Below are 17,774 nucleotides of genomic sequence, written 5' to 3' on the forward strand. Positions count from 1 at the left end.
AGGTGCTCAGCGCAGTTCGGCGGGCGGCGTGCGCCGGGCGTCGACCTTCTCGGTGCGGGTCAGCTCGCCCCACACGATGTAGCGGAAGTCCGAGGTGTACATCGGGGTGCACGTGGTGAGGGTGATGTAGCGGCCCGGCTTCGCCTTGCCGGACTCCTTGGGGACCGGCATGAGGACGTCCACGTTGTACTTCGTGGTCTCCGGGAGGGTCTTGTAGACCTTGTAGACGTACCAGGTGTCCTTGGACTCGAAGACGATCGCGTCGCCCGCCTTGAGCTTGTGGATGTTGTGGAACTTGGCGCCGTGGCCGTCGCGGTGCGCGGCGAGCGTGAAGTTGCCCTGCTTGTCCTGCGGCAGCGCGGACTTGACCGGCTCGGTGTAGTAGCCGGCGACGCCGCCGTTGAGGATGTCGCTGTCGGTGCCCTTCTTCACCAGGACCTCGCCGTCGCCCATGGCCGGCACGTGCAGGAAGCCGATGCCGTCCTTGGTGTCGAGGGCGCCGGGGCCGGGGTCGGCGGCCCAGTGGTCGCGGACCTGGTCGCCCTCCTTGCCGGCGGCCCGGTCGGCGAGCACGTTGGTCCACCACAGCGAGTAGACGACGAAGAGACCGAGGACGAGGCCCGCGGTGATGAGGAGTTCACCGAAGACGCTGATGATCCCGGCGATCCGGTTGCGCGCTCGTGCCACAGGGCCGTCCCGTTCCGAAGTGGTGGTGTCGATGGTGGGGTTCAGCCTACGAGCGCGTCCGGCTTTCCCTTGTCGCGCGGGCGTTCCTCGACGAGCTTGCCCCACACGATCATGCGGTACGTACTGGTGAACTCGGGCGTGCAGGTGGTGAGCGTGATGTAGCGGCCGGGTCCCTTGAAGCCGGAGCCCCGCGGCACCGGGTCGATGACCGAGACGTTGGACGGCGAGGTCTGCGGGAGGATGCTCGCCATCTCGTACGTGTAGTAGGCGTCGCGGGTCTCCACGACGATCGGGTCGCCGGGCTCCAGCTGGTTGATGTAACGGAACGGCTCGCCATGGGTGTTGCGGTGGCCGGCGACGGCGAAATTGCCCTGCTTGTCGGCGGGCATCGCGGTCTTCAGCTCGCCCTCGCCGTAGTGGCCGACCATGCCCTTGTCGAGGACCTTGGTCTTGCTGATGCCCTCGGCGACGGGGACGACGACGTCGAGCTTCGGGATGTACATGATGGCGAAGCCCTTGCCGGGCTCGAAGGCGCCCGGGTCCTTGTCGCCCTGGTTGAACGAGTTCTCGATGTCCTGCTTGGCCTGGTCGGTCTCCTGGCCGGCGCGGACGTTGGTCCACCACAGCTGGTAGGTGACGAAGAGCAGCATCACCACGCCGAAGGTGATGAAGAGTTCGCCGACCGCGCGGCTGAGGACGACGCCGGGGCTCTCCTTGGCGGCGCGGGCGGCCCTGCGGGCCTCGACCCGGGAGAGCGGGCGGGCGGGCTCGTCCGTGGCGGCCGGCTCCGGCCCGGCCGCGGCGGCGGCGCCACCGCGTCCGCCCTTGCGCCGGGCGGCCTTGCGGCGCTCGGCGCGCCCCGGCCCGGGGGCGGCGGGCCCGGGGCCCTGCGAGGGCTCCTCGACGGTGCGCAGCGCCATCGTCCCGGAGTCGTCCGGATGGCCGGTCAGGTCGTCGTCCGGTACGTCGACCGCGACCGGGTCCCCGGCGACCGGAGCGGCGTAGTCGGCGGGCTCGTACGCGGGCGTGGCGGTGTACGCCCCCTGCTCCGCGTAGTAGGTCTCCTGAGGCTGCTGGGGCGCCTGCGGCTGATGAGGCGCCTGAGGCTCCTGAAGCGGCTCCTCGGCCCCGTAGGCGCCCCCGTGGTCCTCGTAGGCCTCCGGGCCCGGTATCGGCTCGTAGGGCCGCTCGTAGGGCTGCTCGTAGGCCTCGTAGGGCTCGTAGCCGGACGCCTCCGGCCCGTACGCCTGCTGCGGGACCGGACCGGAGCCGGGTATCGACCCGTCGGGGGGCAACTGCCCCGGTGCCTGCCCCGGCCCGTGCTCGGGCCCGTGCTCCGGTTCCTCCGGCAGGTTCGCCGCCCGGAACCACGGCGACCCGGCCGTCACGCGACGGCCTTGCCCACCACCGGCGCGAGTCCTTCCGACCGCGCGACCGCGCCCGTGTCGCCGCACTGCTCCAGCCAGTTGGCGAGCATCAGGTGCCCGTGCTCGGTGAGCACCGACTCGGGGTGGAACTGCACGCCTTCGACGGGCAGTTCACGGTGGCGCAGCCCCATGATGATGCCGTCCTCGGTCTGCGCGGTGACCTCGAGCTCGGCCGGCAGGGCGGCGGGCTCGGCGGCCAGCGAGTGGTAGCGGGTCGCGGTGAACGGCGAGGGCAGTCCGGCGAAGACGCCCTTGCCGCCGTGGACGACCGGCGAGGTCTTGCCGTGCAGCAGCTCGGGCGCCCGGTCGACGACTCCGCCGTACGCCACGGCCATGGACTGCATGCCGAGGCAGACGCCGAAGACGGGCACCCCGGTCGCGGCGCAGTGGCGCACCATGTCGATGCACACCCCGGCCTGTTCGGGCGCGCCCGGCCCGGGCGAGAGCAGCACGCCGTCGAAGCCGTCCTGGGCGTGGCTCAGCTCCACCTCGTCGTTGCGGAGCACTTCGCACTCGGCGCCGAGCTGGTAGAGGTACTGCACGAGGTTGAAGACGAAGCTGTCGTAGTTGTCGACGACGAGAATTCGCGCGCTCACTGGCCGTCCACCGTCACATCGTTGAACGGAAGCAGCGGCTCCGCCCAGGGGAACACGTACTGGAAGAGGGCGTAGACGACCGCGAGCACCAGCACGACCGAGATCAGCGCCTTCACCCAGGCGTTGCCCGGCAGATGCCGCCAGATCCATCCGTACATGACGTCCGCCGCCCCTTTCCGTTCGTTACGGGGACCAGAGTACGGGTCGGAGGGGCGCTCGCGGGTCAGCTGTCCAAAGCCTGTGGACGACCTGCCGTCACCGGCTGGGTGGCGTCCAGGTGGGCCCAGGCGATCAGCCGGTGGCTGCTGCCCCACTCGGGATCGCAGGTGGTGAGGGTGAGGTAGCGGCCGGGCCCGGAGAACCCGGACTTGCGCGGCACGGGGTCGATGACGCCGGTGTCGGTGGGCACGGTCCGGTAGGGCTCGCGGTCGATCCGGTACGTGAACCAGGTCGTCCCGTCGGTGAGGACCACGGCGTCGCCCTTGCGCAGCCGGGGGAAGTCCTTGAACGGATCTCCGTACGTGCGGCGGTGGCCGGCCACGGAGAAGTTGCCGGTCTCGCCGAGCCGGGCGGTGCCGGCGTAGTGGCCGAGGCCCTTCTTGAGGGTGCCGACGGCGGTGCCCTCCAGGACCGGCCACTCCCAGTCCCGGCCGAGCCGGGGCACGTACATGACGGCGAAGCCCTTGCCCGCGGTGTACGGGGCGGGGGCGGGCTTCGCGCCGGGCGCGGCGGGCCCGGGGGCCGGTTCGACCGGGTGGTCCACCCACTCCTGCTGGAGGGTGTCGAGCTGACCCGCGGTGGCACTGTCGGCCTGCACTCCCGTCCAGTACAGGAGGTAGGCGACGAAGAGCACGATCAGGGCGCCGGCGGTGATGCACAGTTCGCTGAGGGTCCGTACGACCAGGCGCAGTGCCACCGGCCCTCCCCGAGCAGTCGGCCTCAGCTCACCGGCCTCGGCTCACGGGCTTCAGCTCACCGGCTTCGCGTAGTGGAGGTCCACTGTGCCCGAGTAGCCGGGCAGAGTCACCGCCTTGTGCTCGTCGACTTTCCAGCCGAGACCGTAGGCCTTCACGTAGAGCTGGTAGTTCTGCAGCGCCGGGGAGTCGGCGAGTGACTTGTTCAGCTTGTCGCGGTCACCGACAGCGGTGATCTTGTAGGGCGGCGAGTAGACGCGGCCCTGGAGGATCAGGGTGTTGCCGACGCAGCGCACGGCGCTGGTGGAGATCAGCCGCTGGTCCATGACCTTGATGCCCTTGGCCCCGCCCTGCCACAGGGCGTTGACGACGGCCTGCAGGTCCTGCTGGTGGATGACCAGGTCGTTGGCCTGCGGCTCGGGGTAGCCGGGGGCGGCCTGGGCGTTCGGCGGGGCGTCGTTGAGGGTGACGGTGAGGCCGGGGCCGGAGGTCTCGGTGGTGCCGGCGGCGGTCTCCAGGGCCTTGAACTTCGCGTCCTGGGCCTTGGTGGAGCCGTCGTCGCGGGCGGCGAGGGCGTCGACCCGCCGGCGCAGCGCGGCGGCGGACTCGTCGAGGCCGGCGTTCTTGTGGCTGCGCTCCTCGATCAGGTCGGAGAGCCTGAGGAGGGAGGCGTCGGTGCGCAGATTGGTGCCCTTGGCGGTGTTGAAGCTGGTGACGAAGATCAGTCCGGCGAGGGCGAAGACGGCAGCGGTGAGCACCCGGACCGGCCGCCACCTGAGGCTTCGGCCCGGTCCCGTGGGAGTGTCGGCGGAATTGCTCAACGTACCCTGATCCCCTTCGGTGCCGCGGAAGCACTACGCTAACGGACGCCCGGCGGCGGCTGCGGTGCGCTGTGACACATCCGTGGTCACGGTCCGCTCCGTCCGGTCCCGGCACCCCGCCCCGCCACTGATCACTGCGCGGTCACGCAGCGCATCGACAGGAGAGTCCCTCGTGCCGAAGTCACGGATCCGCAAGAAGGCCGACTACACGCCGCCGCCCGCGTCGAAGCAGGCCGCGTCGATCAAGCTGACCAACCGCAGCTGGGTCGCGCCGGTGATGCTCGCGCTGTTCGCGATCGGTCTGGTGTGGATCGTGGTCTTCTACGTCACCGACGGCCGGCTGCCGCTGGAGTCCATCAGCAACTGGAACATCGTCGTCGGCTTCGGCTTCATCGCCGCCGGCTTCGGTGTGTCCACGCAGTGGAAGTAGCCCGTCAAGCTCTGCCCTGAGTTATCCACAGTGTTGTGCACAGCACTGGATAACTTACGAAGATCTGTGGATAACCCTCACGGTGTTGACGCCGGTACGACCGCGAGAACGCCTGTGCGGAAACGCTCCGCCCCCTGCCTCTGTGCCGTAAGCCCAGGTCAGAGCCAGGGGGCGCGGTCGTACCCGGGTGTCTGTGGCCACGCTGCCACCCACTGTGGATAACTCTGGGGAAAGCTTCCCGAAGAGCTCGTCCACAGCCCTTCGCGCTCAGGTGAGCGCGGCGGTGCGGGCCAGCACGATCCCCAGGTCGATCAGCAGCAGCAGTCCGCAGGCCCCGTACTGCACGAACTCCCGCCGGACCTTCGGCGCGTGCACGAAGGCGTACGTGAGCAGCGCGCCCGCGACCAGACCGCCGACGTGCGCCTCCCAGGAGACCCCGGGGCGGGCGAAGGTGAAGACCAGCGAGATCGCCACGAAGATCAGCACCGGCCGCATGTCGTAGCGGTGCCGCCGGGCCAGCACCACCCAGGCGCCGATCAGTCCGAAGACGATGCCGGACGCGCCGAGCGCGCCCTGGTTCTCCGGGGCGAGGAGATAGACCAGGGCCGATCCGGAGAGCCCGGACAGCAGGCACAGCGCGATGTAGCGGATCCGGCCCAGCTCGGGTTCGACGATCCCGCCGATCACCCACAGGCCGAGCATGTTGAAGACGAAGTGCGCGGCCTCCTGGTGCAGGAACGCCGAGGTGATCAGCCGGTACCACTCGCCGTCCGCGACGCCGACGACCTCGTCGAGCGCCGGGTTGTAGGCGTGCCCGATCATGTCCAGCTGGTCGACCAGCTGGGTGCCGGCCGCCTGGACCGCGATGAAGAGGGCCAGGTTGATCGCGATCAGGATCTTGGTGACCAGCCGGCCGTCCGCCACCACCCGGCCGCCCGCGACCGTCCGCGGCGTGTTGGCGTGCGGCGCGTGACCCGTGCCGGAGCCGTTGCGCACGCAGTCGGGGCACTGGAAGCCGACGGACGCGGACACCATGCACTCCGGGCAGATCGGCTTCTCGCAGCGCGTGCAGCGGATGCCGGTCTCGACGTCCGGATGGCGATAGCAGTGCATGAAGGTCCTCCGAGGACGGGTCGGCGGGGCAAGCACATCGCCCCGCCCTCCATACGGACGGGCGGGGCGCAAAGGTTCCTGACCGGGTACCCGGGTGCCGGATAACCGGGAACCGGGAACCGGTTCAGCGGCTCTCGATGACGACCGTCTCGATCACGACGTCGGCGACCGGCCGATCGGTGCGCGGGTTGGTGTCCACGGCGGCGATCGCGTCCACGACCGCCTTGCTGTCCTTGCCGACGACCTCGCCGAAGATCGTGTGCTTGCGGTTGAGCCAGGTCGTCGCGCCGAGCGTGATGAAGAACTGCGAGCCGTTGGTGCCGGGGCCGGCGTTGGCCATCGCGAGCAGATACGGCTTGTCGAAGAACAGCTCCGGGTGGAACTCGTCGGCGAACTCGTAGCCGGGGCCGCCCGTGCCGTTGCCCAGCGGGTCGCCGCCCTGGATCATGAAGCCCTTGATCACCCGGTGGAAGACCGTGCCGTCGTAGAGCGGATCCGTGGAGACCGCACCGGTCGCCGGGTGCGTCCACTCGCGCTCGCCGCGCGCCAGCTCGACGAAGTTCCGGACCGTCTTCGGGGCGTGGAACGGCAGCAGCCGAATCTCGATGTCGCCCAGATCGGTCTTCAGAGTCGCGTACAGCTGCTCGGCCACGTTCTGCCTTCCTCCACACCACACCACACACGTTTCGTGCGCATCCTCGCATGGCCGCATGCCCCGGATGCCCGCCCCGCATGCCGGAGCGCAGTACGGCAGGCATGATTCCAAAAAGGATGGAAAGGTGAAAAACCGACATCGCCACCGAGGAGGAGGAATCCCGTGACCCGCATGGACAGCGTGCGCGCCGCGACAGGTTCGGCGAAGGAGAGCGTCGTGCACGCCGCGGAAGTGGTGGCGCCGTACGCCGAGACAGCCAGGGACCAGGCCGTTCAGTACGCACACGAGGCGCGCGTCAGGCTCGCCCCGAAAGTCTCCAAGGCCGCGTCGCAGGCCCGTGTTCAGGCGCGTACGCAGTACGACACCCTGGTCGCACCGCACGTGCCGCCGCGGGTCGACGAGGCCGCGCAGCGCTGTGCGGCCGTGACCCGCAAGGCCGCCCGTCAGGCGGCCGACTACACCGTTCCGCGTGTCGAGCACGCGGTTGCCGCGACCGGTCCGGTCCTGGAGGAGGCCGGGTCGCGCTCGACCGCCGCCTGGGCCGCGCTGCGCGGTCAGGTGACGCCGAGGGACGTCGAGAAGATCATGAAGAAGCATGAGCGTCAGGCGAAGGCCGGACGTCTCGCCAAGGGCCTCGTGGTCCTCAGCCTTCTGGTCGGCGGCGCGATCGCCGCCTGGAAGTGGTGGGACAAGCAGGCCAACCCCGACTGGCTGGTCGAACCTCCCGCTCCCACCGAGGTGGACGAGGAGACCGGGCTGTCGTCCGTCGACGACGGCGGTGCGTCACTCGATCCCGGGGTGGCGGCCAAGGAGGCCGAGGAGGAGGCCGCGAAGCGCGACGAGGAACGTCGCTGATCGCCGGCCGGTACGGGCTGCGTTCTGCGGACTGCATTCTGCGGACTGCGGTACGGACTGCGGTCGTTCGGACTGCGGCACGAACGACGTACGGGCGGTCGTACGAGCGAGCGGGGCGCGGCGGAGGTTCCCGCCGCGCCCTACGCGGTCGCGGTCCGGCCGGTCAGCGCCAGGCCGGACAGCTCGGCCGAGCCGGAGCCGTACGCCGAGCCGGAACCGGAGCCGTACGCCGCACCGTGGCCGTCGGCCGCGTCGCCGTCGACCGGCAGGTGACGGACGGCCGGGGAGGAACCGTGCGCCTCGGCGCCGATGCGCTGCTTGATGGTGGGCGGCACGGCGCGGCCCTGCGCGAGGTGCCAGTGGGGTGCCGTTCGCTGGGCGGGCAGCGGCACGGCCGCGCGGTCCGCGCGGTTCTCGGCGCCGCCGGCCGGGGCGGGCTCGTCGCCCTGGGCGAGGACCGGCTGGGCGGTGGCGGCGGTGGCGGGAGTCGCCAGGCCGAGGGAGGCGAGCAGGGCGACGAGGACGGAGACGAAGGCGGTCCAGAACTGCTTGACCTTGGCGGTGGCCATGACCCCTCACTTTCGTGGTGTCGAGTCCCGAGGGCCCGAGGGTTCCGCGCGGTTCGCGTGCCTCGCGGGGTTCTGGGCCGTTCTCGGATGGTTCATTTCGGATTGCGCGCTTTTCGTACATTGCTCATGATGGGGACGCGACTCCGGGATGTCCGGAGGCACGCAGCCGCCGCGCAGTTCTTCCGATGAACACCACTCGTACGGGTCAGTGGGCGGCGCTCCGGGAGCGCTCCGCCCAGCGCACCGCGGGGCCCGTGGCCAGGCCCGCGACCAGGAAGATCGCGCCCAGGAGCAGCCAGCCGGCCACGCCCCAGCCGATCAGCAGCGTGGTGACGAGCAGCGGCCCGAGGGTCCGCGCGACCGGCACGCCCGTGCCGTAGAAGCCCTGGTACTGGCCGATCCGGTCGGCCGGGGCGAGCGCGAAGCCGATCTGCCACGAGCCGGCGGAGTGCCGCATCTCGGCGACGACCTGGAGCACCGCGCCGAGCACCAGGACGGCGACCGTGGGCCAGGCGCCGAATCCGGCGGCGGTCACCGCGAACACCGCGCAGGAGCCGAGCATCACGGCGCTGGACCGGCCCACCGCGCGGGTGGCCTCCGGCAGCCCGGTCACCGAGCGCGCGGCCCGCACCTGAAACAACATCACCGCACCGGTGTTGAGGACGAAGAGGGCCGAGACCGTCCAGCCGGGGGCCGTGGTGCGCTCCACGATCCACAGCGGAAGGGCCAGGCTCAGCAGCGGCATGCGGAGCAGCAGTACGGCGTTGAGCAGGGCGAGCAGCGCGTACGGGCGGTCCCGCAGCACCACGAGCCGGGGCTCGCCGGCGGCGCCGGCCGGGCTGGCGGGGACAGCGGGGAGGCTGCGGAGCACCAGGGCGCAGAAGAGGAAGCCGAGCGCGTCGAGGGCGAAGACGGCGAGGTAGGCGGTGCGGGTGCCGTCGGCGATGGCGAGGCCGCCGAGCGCGGCGCCGACGGCGAGCCCGGCGTTGAGCGTGGCCTGCAGCCGGGCCAGCATGCCGACCCGGGCCGCCGGCCCGACCAGCCCGGCGAGCAGCGCCTGCCGGGCGGCGGCGAGACCGCTCTGCGCCGTGGCGTACAGGGTCGCGGCGAGCAGGAAGGGCACGAAGTCGCGGATGAGCAGGAAGGAGGCGACGGCCACCGAGGTGGCGAGGGCGAGCAGTACGGCGCTGCCGCGCGCCCCGCGCCGGTCGGCGAGGTGCCCGAGCGGCACTCCGGCCAGCGACCCGATGCCCCAGGCGAGGGCGAGCCCGGCGCCGATCTGCGCCGCGGACAGCCCGACGATCCGGGAGAAGTACAGCGCCGAGGTCACATAAAAGGCCCCGTCCCCCACGGAGTTGCCGAACTGCGCGACCAACAGCGCCCGCCGCGTCCGCCCCTCAGGACGGGCCGTGCTCTCCCCGCCCTCGGTGTTCTCCGTGCGCTCCGTCGTCGTCATGCCCCTGAATCTAGGGCCGGGTGGCCCAGAGATCCCGGTCCATTGCGTGGCAGTACGACTGGGCCACTTCCCCCGTCAGGAAGCCTTCTTCCCCACAAGCACGAACTCGTTGTAGGGGAAGGCCTTGCCGATCGACCGGGCGAACGGGAAGGAGTAGCTGCGCTCGACGACCAGACCCGCCTTCTCGGCGTGCGCGCGCAGCCCGTCGAAGTCGACGAAACGCACATGCGTGGCGTCCGTCTTGTAGCCCGCCTCCTGCGGACAGATCAGCACCACCGACCCACCCGGCTTCACCAGCGGCAGATACTGCTCCAGGACCGAGTTCCCCAGCGTCTCGTCCATGTGCTCCAGAACATGCGCGCACAGCAGACTGTCGAAGGAGCCCGGACCACAGTCCGGAGCCGCGGCCAGCTCGTCCGGCGTGAACGCCTTCAGCCCCCGCTCACGACACGCCTCGACCGAGGTCGCGTTGTGGTCGACCCCCACACTGTCCGGCCCGCAGTTCAGCAGATTCCGCCCGATCCCACACCCGACGTCGAGCACCCGCCCCAGACCCAGCCGCTTCAGATTCCACCGGTACGGCGCCTGAGTGGGCAGCAGACGTTTGATCCCCGAGCTCTCCAGCCGCGCGAGCCGCTGGGTGTAGTCGGAGGATTCCGTGCCGGACATCGACGACCGCCTTCTGTTGTGATCAGGCCCACAGGTTAAGTCAGGGATGGGGGCCCGACAATGGCGGCTTCGACCGGGCGCTCGAGCCGGCTCGCGTACCCGAGCGTCCCGAGCAGGCGGACGGGGCGGGCCTCACCGGGCTCGCGGAGGCGCCCGTCCGGTCGGGTCCGGTCACGGCCGGGGCGACGGGCCCGCCCTCGGGGCGCGGAGGCATGCCAGAAAGCCCCTCCGGGCCCGCGTTTTCGCAGGTCGGAGGGGCTTTCTTCCGGTGGAGCCTAGGGGAGTCGAACCCCTGACATCTGCCATGCAAAGACAGCGCTCTACCAACTGAGCTAAGGCCCCGGAACGAGACCAGAGTACCGGGTGACCCCCCGTATCCCGCAAAAGGATTGGGACTCCCCGTGGGCGACCACGCTCCGTAAGATGCTGACCGGGGTTCGCAGTGGCGAACCCAAGGGATGGGGAGAAGTAGTAATGGATACAGCGCAGCAGGAAGCCACGGCCAGAGCCAGGGAGCTTCAGCGCAGTTGGTACGGGGAGCCGTTGGGGGCGCTCTTCCGTCGGCTGATCGACGACCTCGGGCTGAACCAGGCCAGGCTCGCCGCCGTGCTCGGGCTCTCGGCGCCCATGCTGTCCCAGCTGATGAGCGGCCAGCGGGCCAAGATCGGCAATCCCGCGGTCGTCCAGCGTGTCCAGGCCCTGCAGGAGCTTGCCGGCCAGGTCGCCGACGGCAGCGTCAGCGCCGCCGAGGCCACCGACCGGATGGACGAGATCAAGAAGTCCCAGGGCGGCTCCGTGCTCACCGCCGGCAGCCAGACCACCTCCAGCAGCGGCGCGCCCACCGTGCGCCGGGTGGTGCGCGAGATCCAGTCCCTGCTGCGCTCCGTGGCCGCGGCCGGCGACATCATCGAGGCGGCCGACTCGCTCGCGCCGGTCCACCCCGAGCTGGCAGAGTTCCTCCGGGTGTACGGCGCGGGGCGCACCTCCGACGCGGTCGCCCACTACGAGTCGCACCAGAACTAACGCCGACGGTACGGGGAGCGGGCGCAGCGCGATGGGTGAGGTCTTCGCGGGTCGGTACGAGCTGATCGATCCGATCGGCCGTGGCGGGATCGGCGCGGTCTGGCGTGCCTGGGACCACCGGCGCCGCCGTTACGTGGCGGCCAAGGTGCTCCAGCAGAGCGACGCCCACGCACTGCTCCGCTTCGTGCGCGAGCAGGCGCTGCGCATCGACCACCCGCACGTCCTCGCCCCGGCCAGCTGGGCCGCGGACGACGACAAGGTCCTCTTCACGATGGACCTGGTGGCGGGCGGCTCGCTGGCGCACGTGATCGGGGACTACGGCGCGCTGCCGCCCCGGTTCGTGTGCGTCCTGCTCGACCAGCTGCTGTCCGGTCTGGCCGCGGTGCACGCGGAGGGGGTCGTGCACCGCGACATCAAGCCGGCGAACATCCTCATGGAGGTCACCGGCACCGGACGGCCGCACCTGCGGCTCTCCGACTTCGGCATCTCGATGCGCAAGGGCGAGCCCCGCCTCACCGAGACCAACTACGTGGTGGGGACGCCCGGTTACTTCGCGCCCGAGCAACTGATGGGCGCCGAGCCCGACTTCACGGCCGATCTGTTCGCGGCCGGCCTGGTCGCGCTCTATCTGCTCCAGGGCCGCAAGCCCGACTCGCAGGCCCTCGTGGAGCACTTCCGGGCGCACGGCACGCCGGGCGCCCCGCAGGGCATCCCGGAGCCGCTCTGGCAGGTCCTCGCCGGGCTGCTGCAGCCCGACCCGCAGGCGCGCTTCAAGACGGCCACGGGGGCGCGCAAGGCGCTCACGGCAGCCGTCGAGCTGCTGCCGGAGCCCGCGGCCGGTGAGGAGCCGGTCGAGGTCTTCGACCAGATCGGCCCGCTGCCGGCCGGCTTCGGCCCGGACGGCCCGCAGCCCGCGGCCCCGGCCGCCCCGGCGCCCGCGCCCGTACCCGTACAGCCCCTGCCGGGACCGTCCGAGACCGGCAGCTTCCATCTGCCGCCGCCACCGCAGCACGCGCCCGTGCAGGCGCCCGCACCGGCTCCGACGCCGACCCAGCGGGTGGTCGCGGCCCCCGCCGCCTTCGTGCAGACGCCCACGGCGGCCGTGCCGTACGAGCAGCAGCAGCCGCACAACCAGCCCGCCGTGGTCCCCGTACGCCGACCGGGGCCGCCCGCCAAGGTGGCGGTGCCGGTCCTGATCACCGCCCTGGTGTGCTTCGCCGTGGGGATCTGGGCCCTGCTGCAGGCCTAGGCCGTATCTCAGCCCGCCCTACGGGCCAGGAGCCACCAGGCGCCCAGGCCGAGCAGCAGCACGCTGCCCGCGCCGATGCCCGCGGCGCCGACGATCTTCAGGGTGCCGCTGCGCTCGGCCTCGCCGGCGCTCTGGCCGCTGGCGGCCGCGTCGCGGTCGTCCGCGGTCACCGAGAAGACGCCGGCGGGCCCGGCGTACGGCGGCGCGGGCTTGGCCTGGCCCGTGATGTTCACGCGCAGGGTCAGCGGAAGCGGCTTGTCCCCGTAGTCCTTGGCCAGTTCCGGGCTGAGGGTCGCCGACAGGTAGTACCAGCCGGCGAAGCGCATGGCGCTGGTGGAGTCGTTGGACGCGAAGCGGTTCTCGTAGGCCACCGGGCGCTCCGGGTCGAGCGCCATCGTCGCCGGGTCGCCGGAGTACGTCATGGAGTCCTGGTCGACATGGCCGCGCGCCGGGTTCTCCAGGGAGAGCACCAGCGCGTTGGAGACATAGGCGTCGCCGGCCGGGCTGCTGCCCAGTTCCGCGCTGGCGAAGAGCTGCTGGCCCCAGTCGACCGGCACCCGGTAGTAGACCGTGCGGCCGGGCGCGAGGTCGGTGCGCCACTCGCCCTGCGTCAGCGAGGTGGCGTCGGTGAAGCCGGCGCCGCCGTCGCGCCGCTGCGGGCCGCCGGTGGGCGGCTGGGGCGTGCCGGAGGCCCAGTTCGAGGGGAGCGCGGTCGGGCCGGGCGCCTTGGAGAGGCCCGGCTCGGTCAGATAGCGGATCTCCAGGTCCCAGTCGCCGCCGTCCGAGCCGTCCTTGGAGTCGCGCTCGACGAGGACGTAGTACGCGCCGGCCTGCGTGCAGCTCGTCGACTCCGGCTCGATGGTGCGGTGGGCGTACGCGGCGATGGGCTGGGTGAACGCACCGGAGAAGGAGACGGTCTGGTAGCCGCACTGGCTGTTGGAGCCGTCCTGCATGCTCACCTTGATGCCGTCGCCGTAGGTGGCCTTGCCGCCCTTCCTGGGGACGGCGACGACGGAGACGTACGCGTTCTGCTTCGTGTCGAGGTCGACGCGGTAGTAGAGCTTGCCGTCCTTCTTGATGGTGGAGCGGTAGGTCTGGCCGGCCTTCAGCCGCGCGGCGTCCAGGTTGGAGACGGCGCCCGTCACCTGCTGCGCGGCGCCGTCGAAGGCGTACGCGCCGTCGCCGCCGGCCGCCGCCCACGCCCCGCCCGGCAGGGCGAGGCCCGCGCACAGTGCCGTGGCCAGCGCCCCGGCCGCCCGCCCGTACGCCGCGGCCGTGCCCCGGCCGCGCCCGGTACCCCGTTGCCTCTTCACGCGCTTCCCCTCGTCGTGTCCGTGCCGGCCCATCCTGCCCGCCCGTACGGCCCACACCCTACAAATTCGCGAGAGCAAGCCTTCCGTTCGCAAGAGAAAACCAAGAGGAAGCCGAGAGAGACAGAGCGAGGCCCCGGCCGCTTCACGCGACCGGGGCCTCACCCTTGGACGATCTGTTCGTCTCACACACCCGAACCTGCGGGCACGGAGTCGGTCGCCTCCGTCCACAGATCCTGCTCGGCGCGATCCGCCTGGATCTGGCGGTACACGAGGAGCCCGCCGATGGCGGCCAGTGCGACCAGGAGAAGCTTCTTCACCGCGCGACCTCGTCTTTCGTTGACGTAGGAGACTTCTGACGCCCACTCTACACACCGGTCGATATCGATCGGTGACCTAGCCGGACACGCGTCCGCCAAAAGCAATCGGCCCGGACGGGTGAACCGTCCGGGCCGATCTTCTGTGTGGGGCTAACAGGATTTGAACCTGTGGCCTCATCCTTATCAGGGATGCGCTCTAACCAACTGAGCTATAGCCCCGCCGCGCTTTGCGGTGTGTGTCCCGCGCGCTGACTCCTGAAGATTAGCGCACGTGGGGGCCAGTCCCAAAATCGGTTCCGAGGACCGGCCCCCCGAGGGTCATGCGGGGGTCATCCGCAGGTCACTCGTCCTCCGCCAGCGTGAGCTCGACGCCGCCCACGAATCCGGCCGAGAGGTTGTAGATGAAGGCGCCCAGGGTGGCGAGCGCCGTCATCAGGACGACGTCGATCACCGCGATCACCGAGGTGAACATCAGGACGCGCGGCAGCGACAGGAAGGACTGCAGGTCGAAGCCGTTCGACTCGTTGGAGCCGGTCGCCTCGCTGATGGTGCCGCCGACGGTCGAGAAGACGCCCATGGCGTCCATGACCATCCACAGCACCGCCGCGGCCACCACCGTGCAGATGCCGAGCGCGATGGAGAGCAGGAAGCTCACCTTCATCACCGACCACGGGTCCGCCTTGGCGACCCGCAGCCGCGCCTTGCGGGTGCGCGGCGTGGTGCGCGCCCCCGTCCGGGCCTTGCGCTGGGCGGCCGCGTTCTGGCCGCCCAGGGTGCCGCCGGCGCCACCGCCCTGCGGCTGCTGGCCGGTGCCATAGGCCTGCGGCGGGTGGTACGGGCCGCTCTGCTGCGCCCCCGCCCGCTCGCCGGGCAGTGGCCCGTTGTACGTCTCGTACGAGGGCCGCTGCCCCCGAGTGTCCGTCACCGTACCCCCTTGGGAGTCCGTGGCGGGGCCACGGGCACCGCTCGATCCTGCGGACCGGCCGTCGGCCGAACCGGCGCCCGTGGCTCCACTCACGCTCTACTCCTCGTGCTCCCCGGTCGCGGGCTCCGTGCCCTCGACCGCCTCGGCTGTCTCGACCGCCCCGGCCGTCTCGACAGCCCCAGCCTCGGTCGTCTCGACAGCCTCGTCGGCATCCTCGTCCTCGCCGCCCTCGGCATTGCGGGCGATTCCGACGACGGCATCGCGCTTGCCCAGGTTGATCAGCTGGACGCCCATGGTGTCACGGCCGGTCTCCCTGACTTCGTTGACTCGCGTACGAATCACACCGCCGGACAACGTGATGGCGAGGATCTCGTCCGTCTCCTCGACCACCAGCGCGCCCACGAGAGAGCCACGGTCCTCCACGATCTTGGCGGCCTTGATGCCGAGGCCGCCACGACCCTGGACGCGGTACTCGTCGACGGCGGTGCGCTTCGCGTAGCCACCGTCGGTCGCGGTGAAGACGAAAGTACCCGGCCGGACGACATTCATCGAGAGAAGCTCGTCGTCCTCGCGGAAACTCATCCCCTTGACGCCGGACGTGGCGCGTCCCATCGGGCGCAGCGCGTCGTCCGTTGCGGTGAAGCGGATCGACTGCGCCTTCTTGGAGACCAGCAGCAGGTCGTCCTCGGCGGACACCAGCTCGGCGCCGATCAGCTCGTCGTCGCTGCCGTCCTCCCGCTCGCGCAGGTTGATCGCGATGACACCGCCGGAGCGCGGGGAGTCGTAGTCCTTGAGGGCGGTCTTCTTCACCAGGCCGGCCTTGGTGGCGAGCACCAGGTACGGCGCGGCCTCGTAGTCGCGGATCGCGAGGATCTGGGCGATCTGCTCGTCCGGCTGGAAGGCCAGCAGGTTGGCCACGTGCTGGCCGCGGGCGTCCCGGCCGGCGTCCGGCAGCTCGTACGCCTTGACCCGGTAGACCCGGCCCTTGTTGGTGAAGAACAGCAGCCAGTGGTGCGTGGTGGAGACGAAGAAGTGGTCGACGATGTCGTCCTGCTTCAGCTTCGTGCCGCGCACACCCTTGCCGCCGCGCTTCTGCGAGCGGTAGTCCTCGGTCTTGGTCCGCTTCACATAGCCGCCACGCGTGATGGTGACGACGATGTCCTCCTCGGCGATCAGGTCCTCGATGGACATGTCGCCGTCGAAGGGCACCAGCTGCGAGCGGCGGTCGTCGCCGAACTTGTCGACGATCGCGGCCAGCTCCTCGCTGACGATCGCGCGCTGCTTCTCGGGCGAGGCGAGGATCGCGTTGTACTCGTTGATCTTCGCCTGGAGCTCGTCGTGCTCGGCGACGATCTTCTGGCGCTCCAGGGCGGCGAGCCGGCGCAGCTGCATCTCGAGGATGGCGTTGGCCTGGATCTCGTCGATCGTGAGCAGGTCCATCAGGCCCGCGCGGGCGACCTCGACGGTCTCGCTGCGCCGGATGAGGGCGATGACCTCGTCGATCGCGTCGAGCGCCTTGAGCAGACCGCGCAGGATGTGGGCGCGCTCCTCGGCCTTGCGCAGCCGGAAGCGCGTCCGGCGCACGATGACCTCGATCTGGTGCGTCACCCAGTGGCGGATGAACGCGTCCAGGGAGAGGGTGCGCGGCACGCCGTCGACGAGCGCCAGCATGTTGGCGCCGAAGTTCGTCTGCAGGTCGGTGTGCTTGTAGAGGTTGTTGAGGACGACCTTGGCGACGGCGTCCCGCTTGAGCACGATGACCAGGCGCTGGCCGGTCCGGGACGAGGTCTCGTCGCGGACGTCGGCGATGCCGCCGACCTTGCCGTCCTTCACCAGGTCGGCGATCTTCTGCGCGAGGTTGTCCGGGTTGACCTGATAGGGCAGCTCGGTGACCACCAGGCACTGGCGGTTCTGGATCTCCTCGACCTCGACGACCGCGCGCATGGTGATGGAGCCGCGGCCGGTGCGGTACGCCTCCTCGATGCCCTTGCGGCCGACGACGAGCGCGCCGGTGGGGAAGTCCGGGCCCTTGATGCGCTCGATGAGCGCGTCGAGCAGCTCCTCGTGGCTGGCCTCGGGGTTGGCCAGGTACCACTGGGCGCCCTCGGCGACCTCGCGCAGGTTGTGCGGCGGGATGTTGGTCGCCATGCCGACGGCGATGCCGGCGGAGCCGTTGACCAGCAGGTTCGGGAACCGGGCCGGGAGGACCGTCGGCTCCTGGTTGCGGCCGTCGTAGTTGTCCTGGAAGTCGACGGTCTCCTCGTCGATGTCCCGGACCATCTCCATCGACAGCGGCGCCATCTTGCACTCGGTGTAGCGCATGGCGGCGGCCGGGTCGTTGCCCGGGGAGCCGAAGTTGCCGTTGGAGTCGACGAGCGGCATCCGCATCGACCAGGGCTGGGCGAGGCGGACGAGGGCGTCGTAGATCGAGGTGTCGCCGTGCGGGTGATACGTACCCATGACGTCGCCGACGACGCGGGCGCACTTGTAGAAGCCCTTCTCGGGCCGGTAGCCGCCGTCGTACATCGCGTACAGCACGCGGCGGTGCACCGGCTTGAGGCCGTCGCGGACGTCGGGCAGCGCGCGGGACACGATGACGGACATCGCGTAGTCGAGGTACGAGCGCTGCATCTCGGTCTCGAGCCCGACGGGCTCGATCCGCAGCTGCGGCTCCTCCTCTTCCGCGGTCCCGGTGTTCTCGGTGTTCACAGGAGTGTTGTCGTCGGCCATTGCTGGTCGTCAGTCCTTTCGTACG

Annotated in this window: 19 protein-coding genes and 2 tRNA genes; 4 read left to right on the plus strand and 17 right to left on the minus strand. The window is 70.7% G+C overall.

Annotated elements, in window-relative coordinates:
* Positions 1-6: 6 nt before the first annotated feature.
* From JAO84_RS17760 to JAO84_RS17785, 6 genes are all read right to left on the minus strand, one after another.
* Entirely contained in the window at positions 7-687 is a 681-nt protein-coding gene (locus JAO84_RS17760) for a class E sortase (RefSeq protein WP_370413766.1), read from the minus strand.
* Positions 688-728: 41 nt separating this feature from the next.
* Positions 729-2,075, minus strand: a complete 1,347-nt coding sequence (locus tag JAO84_RS17765; RefSeq protein WP_370413767.1) for a class E sortase — start codon at positions 2,073-2,075, stop codon at positions 729-731.
* Positions 2,072-2,710 (minus strand): aminodeoxychorismate/anthranilate synthase component II, encoded by a 639-nt coding sequence (locus JAO84_RS17770; RefSeq protein WP_370413768.1) that lies wholly within the window; start codon positions 2,708-2,710, stop codon positions 2,072-2,074. Before JAO84_RS17770 ends, JAO84_RS17765 begins: the two co-directional genes overlap by 4 nt.
* Complete coding sequence (locus tag JAO84_RS17775; protein WP_169092881.1) at positions 2,707-2,868, minus strand: hypothetical protein; 162 nt, start codon at positions 2,866-2,868, stop codon at positions 2,707-2,709. Before JAO84_RS17775 ends, JAO84_RS17770 begins: the two co-directional genes overlap by 4 nt.
* Positions 2,869-2,933: 65 nt before the next feature.
* On the minus strand, positions 2,934-3,626 hold the full coding sequence (locus JAO84_RS17780) for a class E sortase (protein WP_370413769.1): 693 nt from the start codon (positions 3,624-3,626) through the stop codon (positions 2,934-2,936).
* A 51-nt stretch (positions 3,627-3,677) separates the two neighbouring features.
* Complete coding sequence (locus JAO84_RS17785; RefSeq protein WP_370413770.1) at positions 3,678-4,445, minus strand: DUF881 domain-containing protein; 768 nt, start codon at positions 4,443-4,445, stop codon at positions 3,678-3,680.
* 172 nt (positions 4,446-4,617) lie between these two features.
* On the opposite strand from JAO84_RS17785, the gene crgA reads away from it, so the two are divergent.
* On the plus strand, positions 4,618-4,875 hold the full coding sequence (crgA, locus tag JAO84_RS17790; RefSeq protein ID WP_265861455.1) for a cell division protein CrgA: 258 nt from the start codon (positions 4,618-4,620) through the stop codon (positions 4,873-4,875).
* A 267-nt stretch (positions 4,876-5,142) separates the two neighbouring features.
* Here crgA and JAO84_RS17795 read toward each other — a convergent pair whose 3' ends face one another.
* On the minus strand, positions 5,143-5,988 hold the full coding sequence (locus JAO84_RS17795) for a rhomboid family intramembrane serine protease (RefSeq protein WP_370413771.1): 846 nt from the start codon (positions 5,986-5,988) through the stop codon (positions 5,143-5,145).
* Positions 5,989-6,112: 124 nt separating this feature from the next.
* The gene (locus JAO84_RS17800; protein WP_370413772.1) at positions 6,113-6,640 is read right to left on the minus strand and encodes a peptidylprolyl isomerase; all 528 of its coding nucleotides are present in this window, start codon (positions 6,638-6,640) and stop codon (positions 6,113-6,115) included.
* 165 nt (positions 6,641-6,805) lie between these two features.
* On the opposite strand from JAO84_RS17800, the gene JAO84_RS17805 reads away from it, so the two are divergent.
* Positions 6,806-7,498: a DUF5324 family protein gene (locus JAO84_RS17805; RefSeq protein ID WP_370413773.1), complete on the plus strand. Its 693-nt coding sequence runs from the start codon at positions 6,806-6,808 to the stop codon at positions 7,496-7,498.
* 140 nt (positions 7,499-7,638) lie between these two features.
* Here JAO84_RS17805 and JAO84_RS17810 read toward each other — a convergent pair whose 3' ends face one another.
* The 4 genes from JAO84_RS17810 to JAO84_RS17825 form a co-directional block, all read right to left on the minus strand.
* Positions 7,639-8,067 carry a DUF6344 domain-containing protein gene (locus JAO84_RS17810; protein ID WP_370413774.1) on the minus strand — a complete coding sequence of 143 codons (429 nt, stop codon included), beginning with the start codon at positions 8,065-8,067 and terminating at the stop codon, positions 7,639-7,641.
* Between the two features lie 205 nt (positions 8,068-8,272).
* Entirely contained in the window at positions 8,273-9,523 is a 1,251-nt protein-coding gene (locus JAO84_RS17815) for an MFS transporter (RefSeq protein WP_370413775.1), read from the minus strand.
* A gap of 75 nt (positions 9,524-9,598) precedes the next feature.
* Positions 9,599-10,192, minus strand: a complete 594-nt coding sequence (locus JAO84_RS17820) for a class I SAM-dependent methyltransferase (RefSeq protein ID WP_370413776.1) — start codon at positions 10,190-10,192, stop codon at positions 9,599-9,601.
* A gap of 269 nt (positions 10,193-10,461) precedes the next feature.
* Positions 10,462-10,534: transfer RNA gene (locus JAO84_RS17825), tRNA-Ala, on the minus strand.
* 132 nt (positions 10,535-10,666) lie between these two features.
* On the opposite strand from JAO84_RS17825, the gene JAO84_RS17830 reads away from it, so the two are divergent.
* On the plus strand, positions 10,667-11,215 hold the full coding sequence (locus JAO84_RS17830; protein WP_370413777.1) for a helix-turn-helix domain-containing protein: 549 nt from the start codon (positions 10,667-10,669) through the stop codon (positions 11,213-11,215).
* A gap of 31 nt (positions 11,216-11,246) precedes the next feature.
* Positions 11,247-12,464 (plus strand): serine/threonine-protein kinase, encoded by a 1,218-nt coding sequence (locus JAO84_RS17835; protein ID WP_370413778.1) that lies wholly within the window; start codon positions 11,247-11,249, stop codon positions 12,462-12,464.
* A gap of 8 nt (positions 12,465-12,472) precedes the next feature.
* Here the strand turns inward: JAO84_RS17835 and JAO84_RS17840 are convergent, their stop codons facing one another.
* The 5 genes from JAO84_RS17840 to gyrA all read right to left on the minus strand — a co-directional run bounded on the left by JAO84_RS17840 (position 12,473) and on the right by gyrA (position 17,749).
* Positions 12,473-13,777 carry a hypothetical protein gene (locus JAO84_RS17840; protein ID WP_370413779.1) on the minus strand — a complete coding sequence of 435 codons (1,305 nt, stop codon included), beginning with the start codon at positions 13,775-13,777 and terminating at the stop codon, positions 12,473-12,475.
* Between the two features lie 182 nt (positions 13,778-13,959).
* Entirely contained in the window at positions 13,960-14,094 is a 135-nt protein-coding gene (locus JAO84_RS17845; RefSeq protein WP_003958712.1) for a DLW-39 family protein, read from the minus strand.
* 145 nt (positions 14,095-14,239) lie between these two features.
* Positions 14,240-14,313 (minus strand) — tRNA-Ile (locus JAO84_RS17850).
* 121 nt (positions 14,314-14,434) lie between these two features.
* Positions 14,435-15,019 (minus strand): DUF3566 domain-containing protein, encoded by a 585-nt coding sequence (locus JAO84_RS17855; protein WP_265861422.1) that lies wholly within the window; start codon positions 15,017-15,019, stop codon positions 14,435-14,437.
* Between the two features lie 96 nt (positions 15,020-15,115).
* Positions 15,116-17,749, minus strand: a complete 2,634-nt coding sequence (gyrA, locus tag JAO84_RS17860) for a DNA gyrase subunit A (protein WP_370413780.1) — start codon at positions 17,747-17,749, stop codon at positions 15,116-15,118.
* Positions 17,750-17,774 lie beyond the last annotated feature (25 nt).

It is taken from the genome of Streptomyces fradiae (genome assembly GCF_041270065.1).
In the GTDB taxonomy this organism is placed as follows: domain Bacteria; phylum Actinomycetota; class Actinomycetes; order Streptomycetales; family Streptomycetaceae; genus Streptomyces.